Here is a 16,372-nt window from a genome sequence, read left to right as displayed (position 1 = left end):
GCCCTCAGTACTGGAACCGCAGGCCCGCATACACCGAGCGCGGCGCGCCGGCCTGCAGGATCGCCGCGTCGGCGCTCGCCCGGTCGCGCACGCTCATGCTGCCCACGTAGCGTTTGTCGGCCAGGTTCCTGCCTTCGAGGAAGACCTGCCAGCGGTCGCGGGCGAAGCCCGTGCGCAGGCCGACCAGGCCGTAGCTACCGATGCGATAGGTGTTGCTGAAATCGGCATGGCGCGCGCCCACCAGGTCGAATGTGGGCCCGGCGTAGAAGCCGTTCTGGTGGCGATACATCACCTCGCCGCGTAGCGCGTAGTCCGGCGCGGCCGGCAGGGCGTTGTTGCCGTAGTGCGGATCGCCATCGAACGCGAAGCGGTTGTAGCTGGCGCTGAGCAGCGGTTCGATGCGCTGCGCGCCGTCGCCGAGCGGAATACTGGCGCCGAGCAGCGCCTCGACGCCGGCGTGCACGGTGCGATCCATGTTCGCGGACAGGCTGGTGCCCGGTGCGGCAGGGTCGTCGACGGAGAGGATCTCGTCGCGGATCTGCGCGTAATACACGTCCACGTCCCACTGCCAGCTCACCGATTGCGAAGCGGGCGGCGTGCTGCCGCGCACGCCCAGCTCGTAGACGATGCCGCGCATGGCATCGAGGGTGGAGCCGTCGCCGCGCACGTCGTCTTCCAGATCGAACGTGGTCGGCGCTTCGTAGAGGCGGCTGATGCTGGCGTAGGCCTCGCTGCCCTGGGCGATGGCGTAGATCGCACCGACGCGGGGATTGAAGGCGCGGTAGTCGGCCTTCGGATTGCGCAGCGTGCCGCTGGCCAGGTCGGTGTTGCGCACGTCGCGGCCGGTGAACACGCCCTGCGCGCCGTAGACCAGCGTCCAGTCCTGGGCGAGCGTCCAGCGGTCCACGACGAACACCTCGGTGCTGTCGGAGCGGTTGTCGATGATGCCGGTGCGGCCATTGCGCTGCCCGTGGTGGTTGCGGTAGTTGCCGCCGGTCTCGCGCGTGTCGGCCAGGTTGAGGCCCAGCAGCAGGTCGTGATCGCCGCGCTTGACGTTGTAGCGCGCCATGCCGGCCCAGGTGCGCTGGTCGGTGTTCTTGAGCAGGCTGAAGACTTCCACGGGCGCCGCGGGACCGCCGCCGTCGAAGTCGACCATGACCTTGTCGACGATGGGATGGTAGAGATCCTGGTTCTCGTAGGACAGGCCGAACTCCAGCCGGCCGTCCGCATCCGGCGTCCAGTCGCCCTTCAGCGCCAGGCGGTCGGTGGTGGTGTTCCATTGGAAGTTGCCGCTGATCGCCGACGGGTTGGCCTGGTCCGCGTCCTGGTCGAACTGCGCCCGGGTGAGCGCGCCGGCCAGCTGTTCGCGGTTGTCCACGTGCATGGCGTAGACGCGCAGATCCAGGTCCTGCGACGCCTGCCAACCGCCATTGGCGTAGACGCCGGTGCGGCTCTGCCGGCCGTGCTCGCGATAGCCGTCCGCATGCTTGCCTTCCACCGTCACCTGCCCGTCCAGGTCGCCGGAGACGCCGCCGGCGGTGAAGCGGCCGCTGATCAGGCCGTGGCTGCCGCCGCTGATGGCGGCCTGCCAGGGCGCGCTGTTGCGCGCGGTGTAGCTCACGAAGTCGATGGCGCCGCCCAGGTTGCTGGCGCCGTAGGTCAGCGCATTGGCGCCGCGGGCGACGATCGCGTGGCGCGCGGCCAACGGGTCCATGAAGCGGTTGTGGTTGTTGCCGTCGGCGGTGGTGACCGGCAGGCCATCCTGGAACAGCTTGACGCCGTTGTTGTCGTAGTCGGTGGCGTCGAGGTTGGAGCCGCGGCTGGAGATGAACATCGCATCGCCGCCGGTGCCGCTCTCGGCCCACACGCCGGGCACGTAGCGCAGCGAATCGGCCATGGTGGCGACCGCCCGTTCGTGGAACGCATCGCCATCGAGCACGGTCACGCCGCCCGGCGTGAGCGCCTGTTCGGCCTGGATGCGCTCGAGCGCCGCCGAGCGGACTTGCACGGCATCCAGAGTGGTGGGCGTGGCCGGCTCGGCGGCGCGCAGCGCGGCGGTCGGCAGAAGGATGGCGGCCACAGCCACGGCCAAGCGCGACGCACGCGGCGCCGCGACGGAAAGAATCGACATGAAGAACTCCCGAAAATGAAGTGACGCGCGCACGCGACGCGCGGAGGATCGACTTCAGGCCGGAAGCGGGGGCCCTCGGGAACCCAGGCCAGTGGGATGCAGGAACGCGCGCGCGACATCGAAGCGCCGGGTCCATGCGTTGCGCCGTGGCGTGGCGTGCAGGGCCAGCAGCAGGCACAGCAGCACCACCATGCCCGCGCTCAGCGGGCAGTACGGGCAGTCGTCGTGCATCGGGTCCATGGCCGGCGCCGACGGCAGCTCGCCGTCGGACGCGACGGGTGGGAAGCCGATCTTGACCAGCTTCATGCCGCTGGCCGTGCACAGCTGGGCCCACGTGCCGTGCGCGTCGCCGGCGGCGGACGCGACCAGCCGCGATGCGATCGGCATGGCGAACAGCAACGCCACGGCGAGCATCGCCAACAAGATCATCCTGCGCTGGAAGGCCGGGTGTCGCATCCGGTTGCATTGTAGCCGTGGCGCGCTCGTCCCTGGCAACCGCTTGCCGTCTGAGTCCCGAACGCTGCCGGGCGCTGTTCGGCGCGAGTCGGTGCGACATCGAGCGCGTCCACGGGAACTCGATGTCCAACCTGGTCAACGGCGCCTGGTCCGATGTCGGCCAGTCGCTCGACGGCTTGGCAGCATCAAGCCTGGTCCAGGCTACACGCGGGACACCTGGTATGGGCCACCGAAGCTGCGAACCGCTGGCTCGAGCCGCGCACGCACTGGCGGCGAGGCGGGAGCGGCCCGCCCGTGCGGATCAGCCGCTTCGTTGAGATGGATGCTGCATTGGCCGATCGGTGCGCCAGCGCCGGCGGATCCGATCCCGGCGTGCCGTCAAAGTACCGATTTCAGATTGTCGAAGGCGTCGCGCAAGAACTTGGCGGCGGGCTTTCGCTGGCCGGTCTGTTCCCGCCACGCCTGAAGCGCGATCTTCATCGCGCCGATGGACACCATGGCCACCATCCGCAGCGCCGCGCGGCGTTCGGGCTGCCGCCAGACCTCGCACAGCGCGTCGAACAGCGCCTGTTCCTGCTGCGCGTAATGTGCCTGCTTGCGCGCAAGCAGCGATTCGCTCGACAGCATGAGGTTGTCGACCGCGATCATCTGTTCCGTCGTGTATTGCGCGATGTGCTTGACCATCACATCGCGGACCGCGTCGAGCGGAGGCACGTCGGGCGAGGTCTTCAGCAGGCTGGCGATCAGGCTCGCCCGGTCGGTGTCCAGCCAGAAGAATATGATGTCGTCCTTGGACTTGAAGTACGAGAAGAAGGTACGGCGCGAGATGCCGGCCTCTGCCGCGATCGCGTCCAGCGTCGTGCTGTCGTACCCCTTGCTGAGGAACAGGCGCTGGCCGACCTCGGCGATGCGCTGCTGTGTCTGGCGACGCTTGCGTTCACGCAAGCCTTCTGCGGGCGCAATGCCCGCGCGGGGAAGGAGTTTCGACATCGTGAATGGGCGCCCGTTGCATGATTGCACTTGGCGCAAAATTCCAAGCATCCAGTGCACTGATTTATGCGCTCAGCTTACCAGAGCGTGTCCATCGGGAGCGCCTTCGACAAGCACCTGGCGCGGTCCTGCGCCGGTTGCGATGCCGGTGGCGCACCCGCGTTCTCGTCGTGGCGCCGCGGCTGCCACGGCCAACGGCTTCGCGCAGCGCGGGCCTGAGCCTCGCCAGGGCGCGGCGAAGCAGCCATCCGCCGCCGGCGCGCAGATCGCGATTGCAGCCGCGGCGCGTGGCCGGCGCGCCGGGTCGGAGTGGTTTCGTACGCGCTAGCGGCCGCGGTCGGCGTGGGAACCGCTTGCAGAGAGGGCAGGCAAGCGGATCTCGACGCCAAAGCCGCGGCCGTCGAGCCCCGCGCCGCAACGCAGCCGCCCGCCATGCGAGGCGACCACGCGCTCGACCAGCGACAACCCCATGCCGATGCCCTGTGCGCGATGGCCGGTGCCGGCGCGGTAGAACCGCTCGAATACCCGCTCGCGCTCGCCCTCGGCGATGCCCGGGCCATCGTCGGCAACGGTCAGGACCGCCATCGGCGCGCGCCCCTCCTCGCCCTCGACCCGGGTTTCCAGCCGCACCCGCGTGCCCGGCCCTCCGTGCCGCAAGGCATTGTCGAGCAGGTTCCGGACCAGGATGCCCAGGTCGTCGATGTCGCCATGCACCGGCGCGTGCCCGCCTTCGACCTCGATCGACTGGCCAGTACGCAGCGCGAGCAGTTCGAACTCGTCGGCGACCATCCCTGCGACCAGCGCCAGGTCGACGTCCGCCGCGCGCGCGATGCCGCCGCCGCCCTCCACCCGCGCGGCATCGAGCAGTTGCTGCGCCAGCCGCGACGCGCGCTCGATCCCGGCGACCAGATGGTCGAGCGCCTCGCGTGCCTCGTCGCGGTCGCCGGCGTGCTGCAGCACCTGCGCCTGGGTCAGCAACGCCGCCAGCGGCGTGCGCAGTTCGTGCGCGGCCTCGTCGAGGAACTGGCGCTCGTGCTGCAGCGCCTGCGCCAGCCGCGCCATCAACTGGTTGAACGAGCGCACCAGTGGCGTGAACTCGTCCGGCAACCCGCGTTCCGGCAGTGGCGCCAAATCCAGCGGCGCTCGCCTGGCGAGCGACTCGCTGACCTGCACCACCGGCCGCAGCGACCAGTGGATCACCAGCCAGATCGCGATGCCGATGCACAACAGCAGCAGCAGCGCGCTGCCGAGGCTGGTGCCGATCCATCGCCGCAGCTCCGCCCGCAGCGCGGCTTTCGGCAAGCCGACCTGCACCTGCACCCGCGCGTCGGCATCGCTGAGCGCGAACACGCGCCAGGGCGCGCCGGCGATGGTCGCTTCCGAGAAGCCGTTGGCGAAGTCCGGCACCATTGCATGCGCCGGCGCCGGCCGCGACGACATCAGCCGCCGCCCGGTGCCGCGCTCCCAGACCTGGAACCCCAGCGCGGCGAACTTGCCGCTGGCCGGCGTCGCTTCGCCGCCGAGCGCGAACTGCCGCTGCTGGCCCGCGGTGGCGATGTCCGCCGGCAGCGAATACAGGATCTGCTCGGCGACATTGCGCAACATGCCATCGACCTCGCCGCCCTGCCGCGCCGTCATCTCCAGGTACTGCATCAGGAACCAGCTGCCCCAGGTGGCGAGCAGCACCGCGGCCAGCGCGACCAGCAGCCGCGTACGCAGCGCGCGCATCAGTCCTCGCTCCCGGCGCGGTAACCGAAACCCAGCTCGGTCAACACCACCTCGTCGCCGAGCTTGCGCCGCAGCTGGTGCACGTACACCGCCACCGTGTTGCTGCCGATCTCCGCATCGCCGCCGTAGAGCCGGTCTCGCAGCTGATCGCGGCTGAGCACCCGGCCGCGCGACTGCAGCAGCGCCACCAGGATGCTGTACTCGCTCGCGCTCAGGCTCACGCGCTTGCCGCCCCGGGTCACCGTCCGTGCGGCCGGATCGACCTCGACATCGCGCCAGCGCAGCACCGGCGTCACCGCGCCGCGGCTGCGGCGGAGCACCGCGCGCAGCCGGGCCAGCATCTCGTCGCGCTGGAACGGCTTGACGATGTAGTCGTCGGCGCCGGCGTCCAGCCCGCGGACCCGGTCGCTGAGCTGATCGCGCGCGGTGATGATCAGCACCGGCGTCGGGTCGTAGCGGCTGCGCATCGTCGCCAGCACGTCCAGACCGGAGCCGCCCGGCAGCCCGAGGTCGAGCAGCACCGCGACGAAGGCATGGTCGACCAGGGCGGCCCGCGCGGATGCCGCGTCCTCGCAATGGACCACGCGCCAGCCGTCCTGGCCGAGCGCGGCAGTCAGCGCACGGCCAAGCATGTGGTCGTCTTCGACGAGGAGGAGTGCATCCATGGCGGCGCAGGCAGGAGAGAAAGCGATCGGCGATGTTCCGATGCAGGCATTAATACCGGATTAAACGCCGCAGTCAAAACCCGTCGGGGTCCATCGCCCGCCGTGGCCAGCCCCGGCGTGCGGGAGCGCCTGCGCGCCGATCGCCTTAAACGCAAATTAATCGCGCCCGCAGAAGTTGGCGGCGTCCGCTCCCGCCGATGCATGGATGCATGCGCCCGATCCCTCTTCCCCTCCCCCGCAAGGCACCGACCATGGCTCACTGGACCGCTACCGGCACTCCCTCTCGACGCGCTCGCGACGCGGCCGGCACCGACACCGCAAGCTACGGCCCCACCGCGCGCCCGCTTTCGCGCTGGCGAACCGGTTTCGCCGCGCTTGGCGCGCTGCTGCTGTCCGCATGCGCCGCAGGCGGTTCGATCGCGCAGGGCCAGCCCAAGCCGGACTGGAGCCTGGCCGACATGCCCTCCCAGGAAGGCCGCATCTTCCTGGTCACCGGCGGGACCAGCGGCATCGGCTACGAAAGCGCCAAGGCGCTGGCGGCCGCCGGTGCGCACGTCGTGATCGCGGCGCGCAGCGCGCCGGCGCGAGGCGAAGAAGCGCTCGCGCGCATCCGGCAGGAAATGCCCGACGCGCAAGTGCAGTACCAGAGGTTCGACCTGGCCGATCTCGCTTCGGTTCGCGCCTTGGCCGAGCACCTCAATGCGACGCTGCCGCGCCTGGACGGGCTGATCAACAACGCGGGGATCATGGAGCCGCCGCAGCGAGGCACGTCGAAGGACGGCTTCGAAACGCAGTTCGCCATCAACTACCTCGGCCACTTCGCCCTGACCGACGCGTTGCTGCCGCTGTTGCGGAAGTCGGATTCGCCGCGCGTCGTCACCCTGTCCAGCATCGCCGCGCGCCTGGGCGCGATCCACTTCGACGATCTCCAGTTCGAACGGGGCTACGATCCCGGCGATGCCTATCAGCAGTCGAAACTGGCCTGCCTGATGTTTGCCCTCGAGCTGCAGCGCCGCAGCGATGCGGCCGGCTGGGGCATCCAGAGCAGCGCATCCCACCCCGGGGTGTCCCGCACCAACCTGCAGGTCAACAACGGGTTTGTCCGCCGCAGCCTGGGCCGGCTCATCCTGCAGCCAGCCGCGCGCGGCGCGTTGCCGACGCTGTACGCCGCCACCGCGCCCGATGCACGGGGCGGACGCTACTACGGGCCGACCGGCGTGATGGAAATGCGCGGCCCACTCGGGTTCGCCGAGCTGCCCGCCGCCGCGACCGATGCCCAGGCCGCCATCCGCCTGTGGGCCGTCAGCGAACAGCTCAGCGGTGCGCGCTATCCATCGCGCCTGGCCGACTGAACCGCCAACGCGCGCCCGTGCGGCGTGCACCGATCCAGGATCCCCACTCATGAATCGAACCACGACACCGGCGCCGCGTCGCCCGAGCCCGTTGCAGGCCCTGTTCAATCTCCGCCGCGAGGAGGTCGGACCGGTACTCATCGCATCCGCGTTCTTCTTCTGCGTGCTGACCGCGCTGATGCTGCTGCGCCCGGCGCGCGACGCGCTGGGCATGGAACGCGGCATCGAGGGCATCCGCTGGCTGTTCATCGGCACCGCGGTGGTGACGCTAGCGGTGAACCCGCTGTTCGGCTGGCTGGTCAGCCGCCTGCGGCGGCTGCAGTTCATCGCGGCCACCTACGGGTTCTTCGTGCTGAGCCTGGTGGGCTTCTGGGCGTTGCTGTCGTTCGCGCCCGGCGCGATCGGGCAGCGCAGCGGGCAGGCGTTCTACGTCTGGTTCAGCGTGTTCAACCTGTTCGTCACCATGGTGTTCTGGGCGCTGCTGGCCGACCGTTTCAACCTCGATCAGGGCAAGCGATTCTTCGCCCTGATCTCGGTGGGCGGCACCCTCGGCGCGATCTTCGGGCCCTGGCTGACCTCGCAGCTGGCCGAGCCGCTTGGCACGCCCAGCCTGCTGCTGGTCGCGGGCGGGTTCCTGCTGCTGGCCCTGGTTGCCGCCTGGTTGCTGGTGCGCGTGGCGCCCGACAGGACAGGCACCGAGGCGCCCGGCGCCGCGGCCGGATCGGCGAAGGACGCCGGACCCATCGGCGGCAGCGCCTGGGCGGGCCTGCGCGCGGTTTTCCGGTCGCGCTACCTGACCGGCATCGCCGGCTACATCGTGCTGATGACCGTGCTGGCGACCTGCATCTACTTCACCCGCCTGCAGATGGTCGCGGCGGCGGCGGACGGGCTGGACGCGCGCGCGGCGATCATGGGCAACATCGACATGTGGACGCAGGTCGCGGTGCTGGTGCTGCAGTTCACCCTGACCGGGAAAATCATCCAGCGCTTCGGCCTGGGCGTGACGCTGGCGATCCTGCCGGTCGCTACCGCGCTCGGCTTCATCGGGCTGGCGATCTACGGCTCGTTCGCGGCGCTGATCCTGCTCGAGGCCGCCAACCGCGCTGTGCAGCGCGGCATCACCCGGCCGGCGCGCGAGGCGCTGTTCACCGTGGTCAGCCGCGAGGAGAAATACAAGGCCAAGGCCTTCGTCGACACCTTCATGTACCGCGTCGGCGACGTCGTCGGCGCGCAGGCCGAAGGCGTGCTCGGGCGGCTGGGCCTGGCCATGGGCGGACTGGTCGGCGCGGTGGTCCCGCTGGCGCTGGCGTGGGCCGCGCTGGGCCTCTGGCTGGGACGCGCGCAAGCGCGGCGCAGCGCGCTGCCGGCGCAAGCCGCGCCTGCGCCTTCCGGCAGCGCGCACGAAGACTCCGCCGCCCCTGCAGTGCAGACCACCGCGTCTTCCGCGCGCTAGCGCGAATCGTCCCAGCCCATCCCCCATCACCACGGCAGCCACGGAATGAACATGACAGCACGCAACCTCGTAAAGCTCGCGCTTCTCGCGCTTCCCGCCACCGCGCTCGGCCAGCAGCCCCCGCCCGCCTCCGGCACGTGGTCCCTCGGTGCCGGCGCTGCGGCCATCGACAGCCCGTATGCCGGCGAAGGGACGCGGGTACGGCCCTTCCCCCTGGTCGGCTACGAGGGAGAACGCGTATTCCTGCGCGGCGTCTCCGGCGGCGTGCACGTGTACAAGTCCGGCCGGTTCACGCTCGATGCGCTGCTGTCCGCCCGGCTCGACGGGTTCGACATCGGCGATCTCGGGCGGACCGAACTGCTCGCCAACGGCGTGAATCCCGACCTGCTGAGCGATCGCGACGACGGCATCGATGCCGGCTTTCGCGCCGGCGTCGGCTCGACCTGGGGCGCGGTCTCGCTCGAGGCCGTCCACGACATATCCGATTCCAGCGACGGCTACCAGATCTCCCTGGACTATCGGTATACGTGGCTGTTCGACCGCAGCTCGCTCACGACCAACGCCGGCGCGAGCTGGATGTCGTCGGATCTGGCCAACTACTACTTCGGAATACTCGACGAGGAAGTCGCGCGCGGTGTCGCCGCGTACGCGCCGGGATCGGTGCTGGTCCCGCGCGTCGGACTGACGCTGATGCAGCCGATCGGAACGACGAAGTGGCAACTGCTCGGTTCGATCGAGTATCGGTTCCTGCCAAGCGAGCTCAGCGACAGCCCGTTGCTGGAGCCCGGACGCAACGGGCTCGGGCGCGTGGTGCTCGGGCTGAGCAGGCGCTTCTGATCCCGCCAGGCGAGGCGCCGACGCATCTCGGCGAATGGACACGGATGCTCGCCCGCCTGGCGACGCCAAACGCACCGATTCGCGCCGTGAGGTCCCGTATGCCACGGCTACCGGATCGGTCCCTCCGCCCGCTCAAGCCATTGCACGCGATCTCGCGGCCATGGCGTCGGCCACGACTCCACCCCGGATGACCTCACCGCCTTGTTGAACCCAGCGCCATACGAAATGCCTCTATCGCAACCAAGCGGTTCGGCACCCTCCTCCCCATCGCCTTCAGGAAAACGATCATGACCCACTGGACAGTTCGCACGATTTTCTCTCGACGCCAGCGCTCGGCGCTGGCCACCGGAACCGGCAGCCACAGCTCCCAGGACCGGCGTGCCGCCGGCCACGGATGGCGCAACCGCCTCGCCCTCCTCGGCGTGCTGCTGGGCTGCGCTTTCTCGACAGGCAGCGCGCTCGCGCAGAACCCGCCGAAGCCCGATTGGGGCCTGGCCGACCTTCCCTCGCAGAAAGGCCGCATTTTCCTGGTCACCGGCGGCACCAGCGGCATGGGATACGAAGATGCGCAAGCCCTGGCCGCTGCGGGCGCCCAGGTGGTGATCGCGGCACGCAACCCGCAGCGGGGCCAGGAAGCGATCGATCGGATCAGGCAGCGGACGCCCGACGCCCAGGTGCAGTTCGAAGCCGTCGATCTGGCCGACCTGTCCTCGGTTCGCGCACTGGCACGGCGTCTGGGCACCACCCTGCCCCGGCTCGATGGCCTGATCAACAACGCCGCCATCATGGCGCCGCCGGAGCGCGGCACGTCGGCCGACGGCCTGGAGATGCAGTTCGCCACCAACTACGCCGGGCATTTCGTCCTGACCGCCGAGCTGTTGCCGCTGCTGCGCAAGTCCCCGTCCCCCCGCGTGGTCACGGTGTCCAGCATCGCAGCGCAGCGCGGCCGCATCAATTTCGATGATCTCCAATCCAAGCAGGCCTATGACCCGATGGGTGCCTATGCCCAGTCCAAGCTGGCGTGCCTGATGTTCGCCTTCGAGCTACAGCGGCACAGCGAAGCCGAGGGCTGGGGCATCCGCAGCATCGCCGCCCATCCCGGCGTCGCGGTGACCGAACTGGTCGCGCGCGGCCCGGGCCTGGACAGCGCACAGGGCCGCCAGTGGTCCAGCAACCGCCAGCACTTGCAGACCGCCGCCCAGGGCGCGGTGCCCACCCTGTACGCCGCCACCGCGGCCGAAGCGCAAGGCGGAGCCTACTACGGCCCGACGGGCCCGAACGAGCTCGCCGGCCCGCTCGGCTTGGCCGCCGTTCCCGCCGCAGCCAACGACGCGACGGTGGCGGCCTACCTGTGGACGATCAGCGAAGAACTCACCGGCGCTCGCTTTCCCACGCGCGCGCGCTGATCCCATCGGCCACCGCGGACGACGGCCGCACGCCTTGAACTCCAGCGTCGAAGCATCAGGACGTCGCGCACAGGAGAAGGCCGCAGAACGCTGTCAACGCGTGTTTGCGCTCCTGTGCGAAGCCTGCGTTTCGTTCGCCACTGCTGCCTGTGAGCCTCCGGCAAGGCTGCCGCGTGCTTGACCGAATCGATCGACCGCTGGCGTCCCGGGCGCCGGCGCGCCTGGGAACCACCATGAGCCGGACCGACATGCCCATCCAGCGCCCGCCTCTGTGGGAGGCCGCGTTCAACCTCCGTCGCGACGAGCTCGGGCCGGTGCTGATCGCGTCGCTGTTCTTCTTCTTCGTGCTGACCGCCTTGATGGTGTTGCGGCCCGCGCGCGACGCCCTGGGCATGGAGCACGAGATCGAAGGCGTGCGCCGGCTGATCACCGTGACCGCGGTGTTGACGTTGGCGGCGAACCCGCTGTTCGGCTGGCTGGTCAGCCGCCTGCGCCGGCTGCAGTTCATCGGCGCGACCTACGGCTTCCTCGCGCTGACCCTCGTAGGCTTCTGGGGCCTGATGACGTTCGCACCCGGTGCGGTACGCCAGGGTGCCGGCCAAGTGTTCTACGTCTGGTTCAACGTGTTCAATCTGTTCGTCACCATGGTGTTCTGGGCGCTGTTGACCGAACGCTTCACCAGCGACCAGGGCAGGCGTTTCTTCGCCCTGATCTCGATCGGCGGCACGCTCGGTGCGATCTTTGGCCCATGGCTCGCCTCGCGGTTGGCCGAGCCGCTGGGCACGTCCAGCCTGTTGCTGGTCGCCAGCGGCTTCCTGCTGCTGGGCATGCTGGCCGCCTGGCTGCTGCTGCGGGTCGTGCCCGACCGTGCCGCCGACGCCGGCCTGGCGGCGTCGCTGCGCGCGGACGACGCCGCACGCATCGGCGGCAGCGCCTGGGCCGGCATCGGCCTGGTGCTGCGCTCGCCCTATCTGGTCTGCATCGCCGGCTACGTGATGCTGATGGCGGTGATGGTGACCTTCGTGTACTTCACCCGCCTGCAGATGGTCGCGGCGATGGCTGACGGCATCGACGCGCGCGCGGCGATCCTGGGCAGGATGGACATGTGGACGCATGTCGCTGCGCTGGCGCTGCAGCTCACCCTGGCCGGGCGGATCATCAAGCGCTTCGGCCTGGGCGTCACGCTGGCGATCCTGCCTGTGGCCACCGCAGCCGGCTTCGTCGGGTTGGCGATCTACGGTTCGTTCGCGGTATTGGTGCTGCTGGAGGCCGTGACCCACGCGGTGCAACGCGGCATCACCCAACCGGCGCGCGAGGCGCTGTTCACCGTGGTCGACCGCGAAGGCAAATACAAGGCCAAGGCGCTCGTCGACACCTTCATCCACCGCGCAGGCGATGTGGTCGGAGCGCAGACCGAGGGTGCGCTGGCCCGGGCCGGGCTGGCGATGGGCGGCCTGGTCGGCGTGGTCGTGCCGCTGGCGCTGGCGTGGGTGGCGCTGGGCCTGTGGCTGGGCCACGCGCAGGCGCGCCACGCGGCGCTGCCGCTGGCGCGCGGCAGCCCCATGCCCTCCGGCGGTGCGAACAATCATCCGGTCCGACCCGTTGCGTAGTTCCCGCGCTCTCCCCGGTACAGCGCAGCAACCTCTTGGGGAGAAAGAGTCCACGACGTTCAAACAAGCCGTTGCAAAGCCGCATCCGGATGTCTACATTGTGCACTGAGTGCAATTTTAAATGCACTTAGCGCAACCCTCTAAAGGCGACCACCATGGCCCACTGGAAAGCTCCCGACACACTCTCCCAACGCGGTCGCATGGCGGTCGTCACTGGCACGGGAGGCCTCGGATTCGAGGATGCACTGGCGCTGTCACGCGCCGGTGCGCACGTCATCATTGCCGGCAGAAGCCCGTCGAAAGGGGCGATCGCGGTCGATCAGGTCCGCAAACGCGTTCCCGATGCGAACGTGCGGTTCGAAGCGCTGGACCTCGCCAGCCTCGGTTCCATCGAGGCGTTCGCGGAGCGGCTGCGCGCCTCGATCGACCGCCTCGACCTGCTGATCAACAACGCCGGGGTGATGACGCCTCCGAAGCGGCAGGTGACCGCCGACGGGTTCGAACTGCAGTTCGGCACGAACCACCTGGGCCACTTCGCCCTGACAGTGCAGCTGCTGCCGCTGCTGCGCAAGGGCAATCAGCCGCGCGTGGTCACGCTCTCAAGCGTCGCCGCGCGTAGCGGTGCGATCAACTTCGACGATCTGCAGTCCGAGCGCGGCTACAAGCCCATGGTCGCCTATAGCCAGTCGAAACTGGCCTGCCTGATGTTCGCGCTCGAATTGCAACGCCGCAGCGATGCGGCTGGCTGGGGGATACGGAGCGTGGCGGCTCATCCGGGCATTTCGCGCACCGATCTGTTGCCCAATGGCGCGGGTGCAGGGAGCGCTGCCGGCCTCGCCCGCCGCTTCCTGTGGTTCCTGTTCCAGCCCGCCGCGCAGGGCGCCTTGCCCACGCTTTTCGCCGCGACTTCGCCGCAGGTCCAAGGCGGCACCTACTACGGCCCGGACAAGCTGAGCGAGACGCGAGGCTACCCTGCCGCCGCCAAGGTGCCTGCGCAAGCGCTGGACTTGGGCACCGCCGAAAGGCTGTGGTGCGAGTCGGAACGGCTGACGGGAGCGCTTTTCCCTCCGGTCCGCACCCAGGCTCCCGGCGTGGCGGACATCAGGAAATGATCGCTCGCGCTGCCGCTGCCATCCCTGTACCGGATTCCTTCCCCGACGACCGGGCCAGTGCCGATGGGCCGTGCGCCGACGCGCATGGCCGCAGTCGCCGGTGACAAGCCGCTCGCCCACCGATCCTCAGGAGCAACCACCATGCACAAGTACATCGTCTATGCGGCCTACGGCTGGCTCGCCCTGAGCGGGACATTGCATTTCGCCATCGACGTGGTGTCCCAGCATCTACGCGGGAAACGCGAACCCAGCCTGGAAACGACGCTGTACTACGGGCTGAACTCCGCCTTTTCGCTAGGGCAGGTTGCCTTCGGACTGCTCGGGGTCTTCCTGGCCTGGCGGGCCAGGGAGTTGCTGAGCGAGACGCCCATGCTGATCCTGTCGATCGCGGCGGCGCTTGGATGGCTCGCAATCACGTTCATGTTCATGGAGTACTGGGAGCCCAGGCTCAACGTTGGAATTTTCCTTGCGCTGCTTGTTGCCGCCTTCGTCGCCCGGTGATCGCGGCTGCATGAAGGGACGCTTCTCGGCGATCGAGCGCTGGTGCGGACGGGGCTCCCCTCCTCCGATGCTTCGCGGCCGTCGCGGAAGGAGCCGTTTCCCCGCGCCGCCCGGCGATTTTTCGCATCGTGCACCGCCGCCATCGCAGCGACCGGGTTCGGCCTCCATCTGCGCTCTTCAGACCCCGACCCCGGATCTGCGCGCGCATGTTCGCCCGCTGGTCCGCGTCGGAGCGGATCCTGCGTTCCAGTCGCATGAGCAGAACCCGTCCCTCTCCGTCTACCCACAGGCAAAAAAGCAGGAAGCCACCGTCATGAAGCACGGCATCGTTCGCCAGGTCGCCAATCTAGCGCTTCAGCTCGACAGCAACCCGGAACACGTCTATCGCTGGATAACCGAAGAGCAGGTTCCAGCCTTCGATGATCGCAGGCCGATAGAGCTCATCTGGGAAGACAAAGGCGAACTCGTCCTTTCCTTTCTGTCCGATCTCATCGACAAGAACATGCCATCCCGGGGTGTTCGCGCCGTTCCGCGCCGGCCGCCTGGATGAACATCGCTAGCTGCCGCACCTACCCGGAACGCGCGACGGCATCTACGGTGCTCCGTAGCACTCGCCAGCGGGCGCCATATCCTGCTCGATGATGCGGCCTGGCGCCGTGGCGCCAGTGATCGAACAGCGACGGGGCAGCCACGCTGCGACGACGACACGCGGTGGCGGTGGGCCTTGGGAGACCAGGCGGCAGTGCGGCCCGTCGACTGATTGGCAACCAAGCCGAGCCTGTCATCGCACTCTGGCCAGATCGCCATCGATCGGCGTAGTCATCGCACTTCTCCCATCTGGCGCCGGGGCAATGGCAGCCGCAGGCCAGTGGCTCGAAGTGCCGCGAGCCGAAAGCTATCCGAAGGTGGTCTTGCCTCAGATCAAGATGCTTGGCGTCTGAGTCGCATCACACACTGCTGCGCAGCGTGCCGCTCCCGCGAAAGCGACGCCGGGTAGCCGCGCCATCGCGTTGCCTCGAGAGGCGACGCTCACGCCATCAATCGCGTGCATCGGCCTGGGGCTGCTTCGCACCGTTCACCAAGGCGGCAGCGCCATTCGAAGCGGGTGTCGCCCGCCGGCCATACTGTCGAGGCGAAACGCCCATTATCCGCTTGAACGCCGTGCTGAACGCGCTTTCCGATTCGTAGCCGAGCGAGAAGGAGATGACGGAAACGGGATCGCCGGAATTCTCCAGCTTGTCTCCCGCCAGCAGCATGCGCCAGCGCGTCACGTACTCCATGGGCGACGCTCCCACCGTCTCCCTGAATCTGCGCGCGAAGGCCGAGCGCGACATGCAGGCGTGCTCGGCCAGCGCCTGCAATGTCCAGCGATACGCCGGGTCGGCATGAACTGCGCTGATGGCCGGGCCCAGTTGCTTGTCCGCCACGCCGTACAGCCATCCCGCGCCGTCCGCTTCGCCTTCCGCAACGTGCAGCCGCAGCGCCTGGATCAGCATCATGTGGGCGAGGTGCTGGGCGACCAGGGCACTGCCGGCCTGGGGGGAATGCAGTTCCTGCATCATCCGCTCCACCGACCAGCGCAGCGCGGCCTGTTCCGACTGGTTGTGGATATGCACGATGGGCGGCAGCATGCCCATCAGGATTTCGGCGTGCCCGCCGCTGACGCCGAACCGGCTGCCGACGAGGAAGAAGTCGCCCCCGCCGTTGATCTTCACCACAGCACCAGGGCGCGGCGGCGGGAAATAGTGGCTGGAGGGCTCTGGCGGCAGCGCCATGTCGCTCGCCAGCCGGAACGGGCGGCCGCTTGGCAGGACGAAGCAGTCGCCTTGCTTCAGATGCGCGGCGTCGGGGACGCCCTCGACCTCCAGCCAGCATTCGCCGGTCACCACGGCATAGCACTTGATGAGCGTGTTCTGGTCCGGGAACTGGATCGACCACGCGCCCCCGGCGTCGACGCCGGAGGACACGTAGCTGCGCGGCTTCAGCAGCGAGAGGACGTCTGAGAGCGGATCCATGGGTTCTCCTGGACGATCGCAAAGATAAGGCGGACGTTATCGCATGGCTAGCACAGCCCATAGGGATCTAAGGTTCCCGTCATGGTCCCGGACGATCGCCGGACTGGGGCACACCA

14 protein-coding genes are annotated in these 16,372 nt (G+C 68.9%); 8 read left to right on the top strand and 6 right to left on the bottom strand.

Annotated elements, in window-relative coordinates; all coding sequences use genetic code 11:
* Positions 1 to 4 precede the first annotated feature (4 nt).
* The 5 genes from JR065_RS07925 to JR065_RS07905 form a co-directional block, all read right to left on the bottom strand.
* Entirely contained in the window at positions 5 to 2,080 is a 2,076-nt protein-coding gene (locus tag JR065_RS07925) for a TonB-dependent receptor family protein (protein ID WP_343237255.1), read from the bottom strand.
* Between the two features lie 105 nt (positions 2,081 to 2,185).
* A complete protein-coding gene (locus JR065_RS07920) occupies positions 2,186 to 2,545 on the bottom strand; it encodes a DUF2946 family protein (RefSeq protein WP_241093482.1) in 360 nt (119 codons plus the stop codon).
* Positions 2,546 to 2,965: 420 nt separating this feature from the next.
* Positions 2,966 to 3,577: a TetR/AcrR family transcriptional regulator gene (locus tag JR065_RS07915; protein ID WP_206233491.1), complete on the bottom strand. Its 612-nt coding sequence runs from the start codon at positions 3,575 to 3,577 to the stop codon at positions 2,966 to 2,968.
* Between the two features lie 324 nt (positions 3,578 to 3,901).
* Complete coding sequence (locus JR065_RS07910) at positions 3,902 to 5,305, bottom strand: sensor histidine kinase (RefSeq protein ID WP_206233490.1); 1,404 nt, start codon at positions 5,303 to 5,305, stop codon at positions 3,902 to 3,904.
* Entirely contained in the window at positions 5,305 to 5,970 is a 666-nt protein-coding gene (locus JR065_RS07905) for a response regulator transcription factor (RefSeq protein ID WP_206233489.1), read from the bottom strand. Before JR065_RS07905 ends, JR065_RS07910 begins: the two co-directional genes overlap by 1 nt.
* A 251-nt stretch (positions 5,971 to 6,221) precedes the next feature.
* On the opposite strand from JR065_RS07905, the gene JR065_RS07900 reads away from it, so the two are divergent.
* From JR065_RS07900 to JR065_RS07865, 8 genes are all read left to right on the top strand, one after another.
* The gene (locus JR065_RS07900) at positions 6,222 to 7,322 is read left to right on the top strand and encodes an oxidoreductase (RefSeq protein WP_206233488.1); all 1,101 of its coding nucleotides are present in this window, start codon (positions 6,222 to 6,224) and stop codon (positions 7,320 to 7,322) included.
* A 49-nt stretch (positions 7,323 to 7,371) separates the two neighbouring features.
* Complete coding sequence (locus tag JR065_RS07895; protein WP_206233487.1) at positions 7,372 to 8,775, top strand: NTP/NDP exchange transporter; 1,404 nt, start codon at positions 7,372 to 7,374, stop codon at positions 8,773 to 8,775.
* Between the two features lie 51 nt (positions 8,776 to 8,826).
* On the top strand, positions 8,827 to 9,612 hold the full coding sequence (locus tag JR065_RS07890) for a MipA/OmpV family protein (RefSeq protein ID WP_206233486.1): 786 nt from the start codon (positions 8,827 to 8,829) through the stop codon (positions 9,610 to 9,612).
* A gap of 287 nt (positions 9,613 to 9,899) precedes the next feature.
* Positions 9,900 to 11,018, top strand: a complete 1,119-nt coding sequence (locus tag JR065_RS07885) for an SDR family oxidoreductase (RefSeq protein ID WP_206233485.1) — start codon at positions 9,900 to 9,902, stop codon at positions 11,016 to 11,018.
* A gap of 233 nt (positions 11,019 to 11,251) precedes the next feature.
* Positions 11,252 to 12,628 (top strand): NTP/NDP exchange transporter, encoded by a 1,377-nt coding sequence (locus JR065_RS07880; RefSeq protein WP_206233484.1) that lies wholly within the window; start codon positions 11,252 to 11,254, stop codon positions 12,626 to 12,628.
* Between the two features lie 155 nt (positions 12,629 to 12,783).
* On the top strand, positions 12,784 to 13,740 hold the full coding sequence (locus tag JR065_RS07875) for an SDR family oxidoreductase (RefSeq protein WP_206233483.1): 957 nt from the start codon (positions 12,784 to 12,786) through the stop codon (positions 13,738 to 13,740).
* A 141-nt stretch (positions 13,741 to 13,881) separates the two neighbouring features.
* Entirely contained in the window at positions 13,882 to 14,241 is a 360-nt protein-coding gene (locus tag JR065_RS07870; protein ID WP_206233482.1) for a hypothetical protein, read from the top strand.
* A complete protein-coding gene (locus tag JR065_RS07865; protein WP_206233481.1) occupies positions 14,195 to 14,791 on the top strand; it encodes a hypothetical protein in 597 nt (198 codons plus the stop codon). The genes JR065_RS07870 and JR065_RS07865 overlap by 47 nt, the downstream gene beginning before the upstream one ends.
* A 487-nt stretch (positions 14,792 to 15,278) precedes the next feature.
* On the opposite strand, the gene JR065_RS07860 is transcribed toward JR065_RS07865, so the two are convergent.
* Positions 15,279 to 16,256, bottom strand: a complete 978-nt coding sequence (locus JR065_RS07860) for an AraC family transcriptional regulator (RefSeq protein WP_206233480.1) — start codon at positions 16,254 to 16,256, stop codon at positions 15,279 to 15,281.
* Positions 16,257 to 16,372 lie beyond the last annotated feature (116 nt).

This window comes from Xanthomonas sp. (assembly GCF_017163755.1).
Lineage (GTDB): Bacteria > Pseudomonadota > Gammaproteobacteria > Xanthomonadales > Xanthomonadaceae > Xanthomonas_A.
The sequence above is the reverse complement of the archived record's forward strand: the minus strand, read 5'-3'. Positions and strand labels throughout refer to the sequence as shown.

What these genes read in the sequence shown, in the direction of transcription:
- JR065_RS07920 (WP_241093482.1), bottom strand. Translation starts at nt 2,545, where the DNA reads ATGCTCGCCGTGGCGTTGCTGTTCGCCATGCCGATCGCATCGCGGCTG.
- JR065_RS07890 (WP_206233486.1), top strand. Translation starts at nt 8,827, where the DNA reads ATGACAGCACGCAACCTCGTAAAGCTCGCGCTTCTCGCGCTTCCCGCC.
- JR065_RS07875 (WP_206233483.1), top strand. Translation starts at nt 12,784, where the DNA reads ATGGCCCACTGGAAAGCTCCCGACACACTCTCCCAACGCGGTCGCATG.
- JR065_RS07895 (WP_206233487.1), top strand. Translation starts at nt 7,372, where the DNA reads ATGAATCGAACCACGACACCGGCGCCGCGTCGCCCGAGCCCGTTGCAG.
- JR065_RS07900 (WP_206233488.1), top strand. Translation starts at nt 6,222, where the DNA reads ATGGCTCACTGGACCGCTACCGGCACTCCCTCTCGACGCGCTCGCGAC.
- JR065_RS07885 (WP_206233485.1), top strand. Translation starts at nt 9,900, where the DNA reads ATGACCCACTGGACAGTTCGCACGATTTTCTCTCGACGCCAGCGCTCG.
- JR065_RS07905 (WP_206233489.1), bottom strand. Translation starts at nt 5,970, where the DNA reads ATGGATGCACTCCTCCTCGTCGAAGACGACCACATGCTTGGCCGTGCG.
- JR065_RS07870 (WP_206233482.1), top strand. Translation starts at nt 13,882, where the DNA reads ATGCACAAGTACATCGTCTATGCGGCCTACGGCTGGCTCGCCCTGAGC.
- JR065_RS07880 (WP_206233484.1), top strand. Translation starts at nt 11,252, where the DNA reads ATGAGCCGGACCGACATGCCCATCCAGCGCCCGCCTCTGTGGGAGGCC.
- JR065_RS07860 (WP_206233480.1), bottom strand. Translation starts at nt 16,256, where the DNA reads ATGGATCCGCTCTCAGACGTCCTCTCGCTGCTGAAGCCGCGCAGCTAC.
- JR065_RS07915 (WP_206233491.1), bottom strand. Translation starts at nt 3,577, where the DNA reads ATGTCGAAACTCCTTCCCCGCGCGGGCATTGCGCCCGCAGAAGGCTTG.
- JR065_RS07910 (WP_206233490.1), bottom strand. Translation starts at nt 5,305, where the DNA reads ATGCGCGCGCTGCGTACGCGGCTGCTGGTCGCGCTGGCCGCGGTGCTG.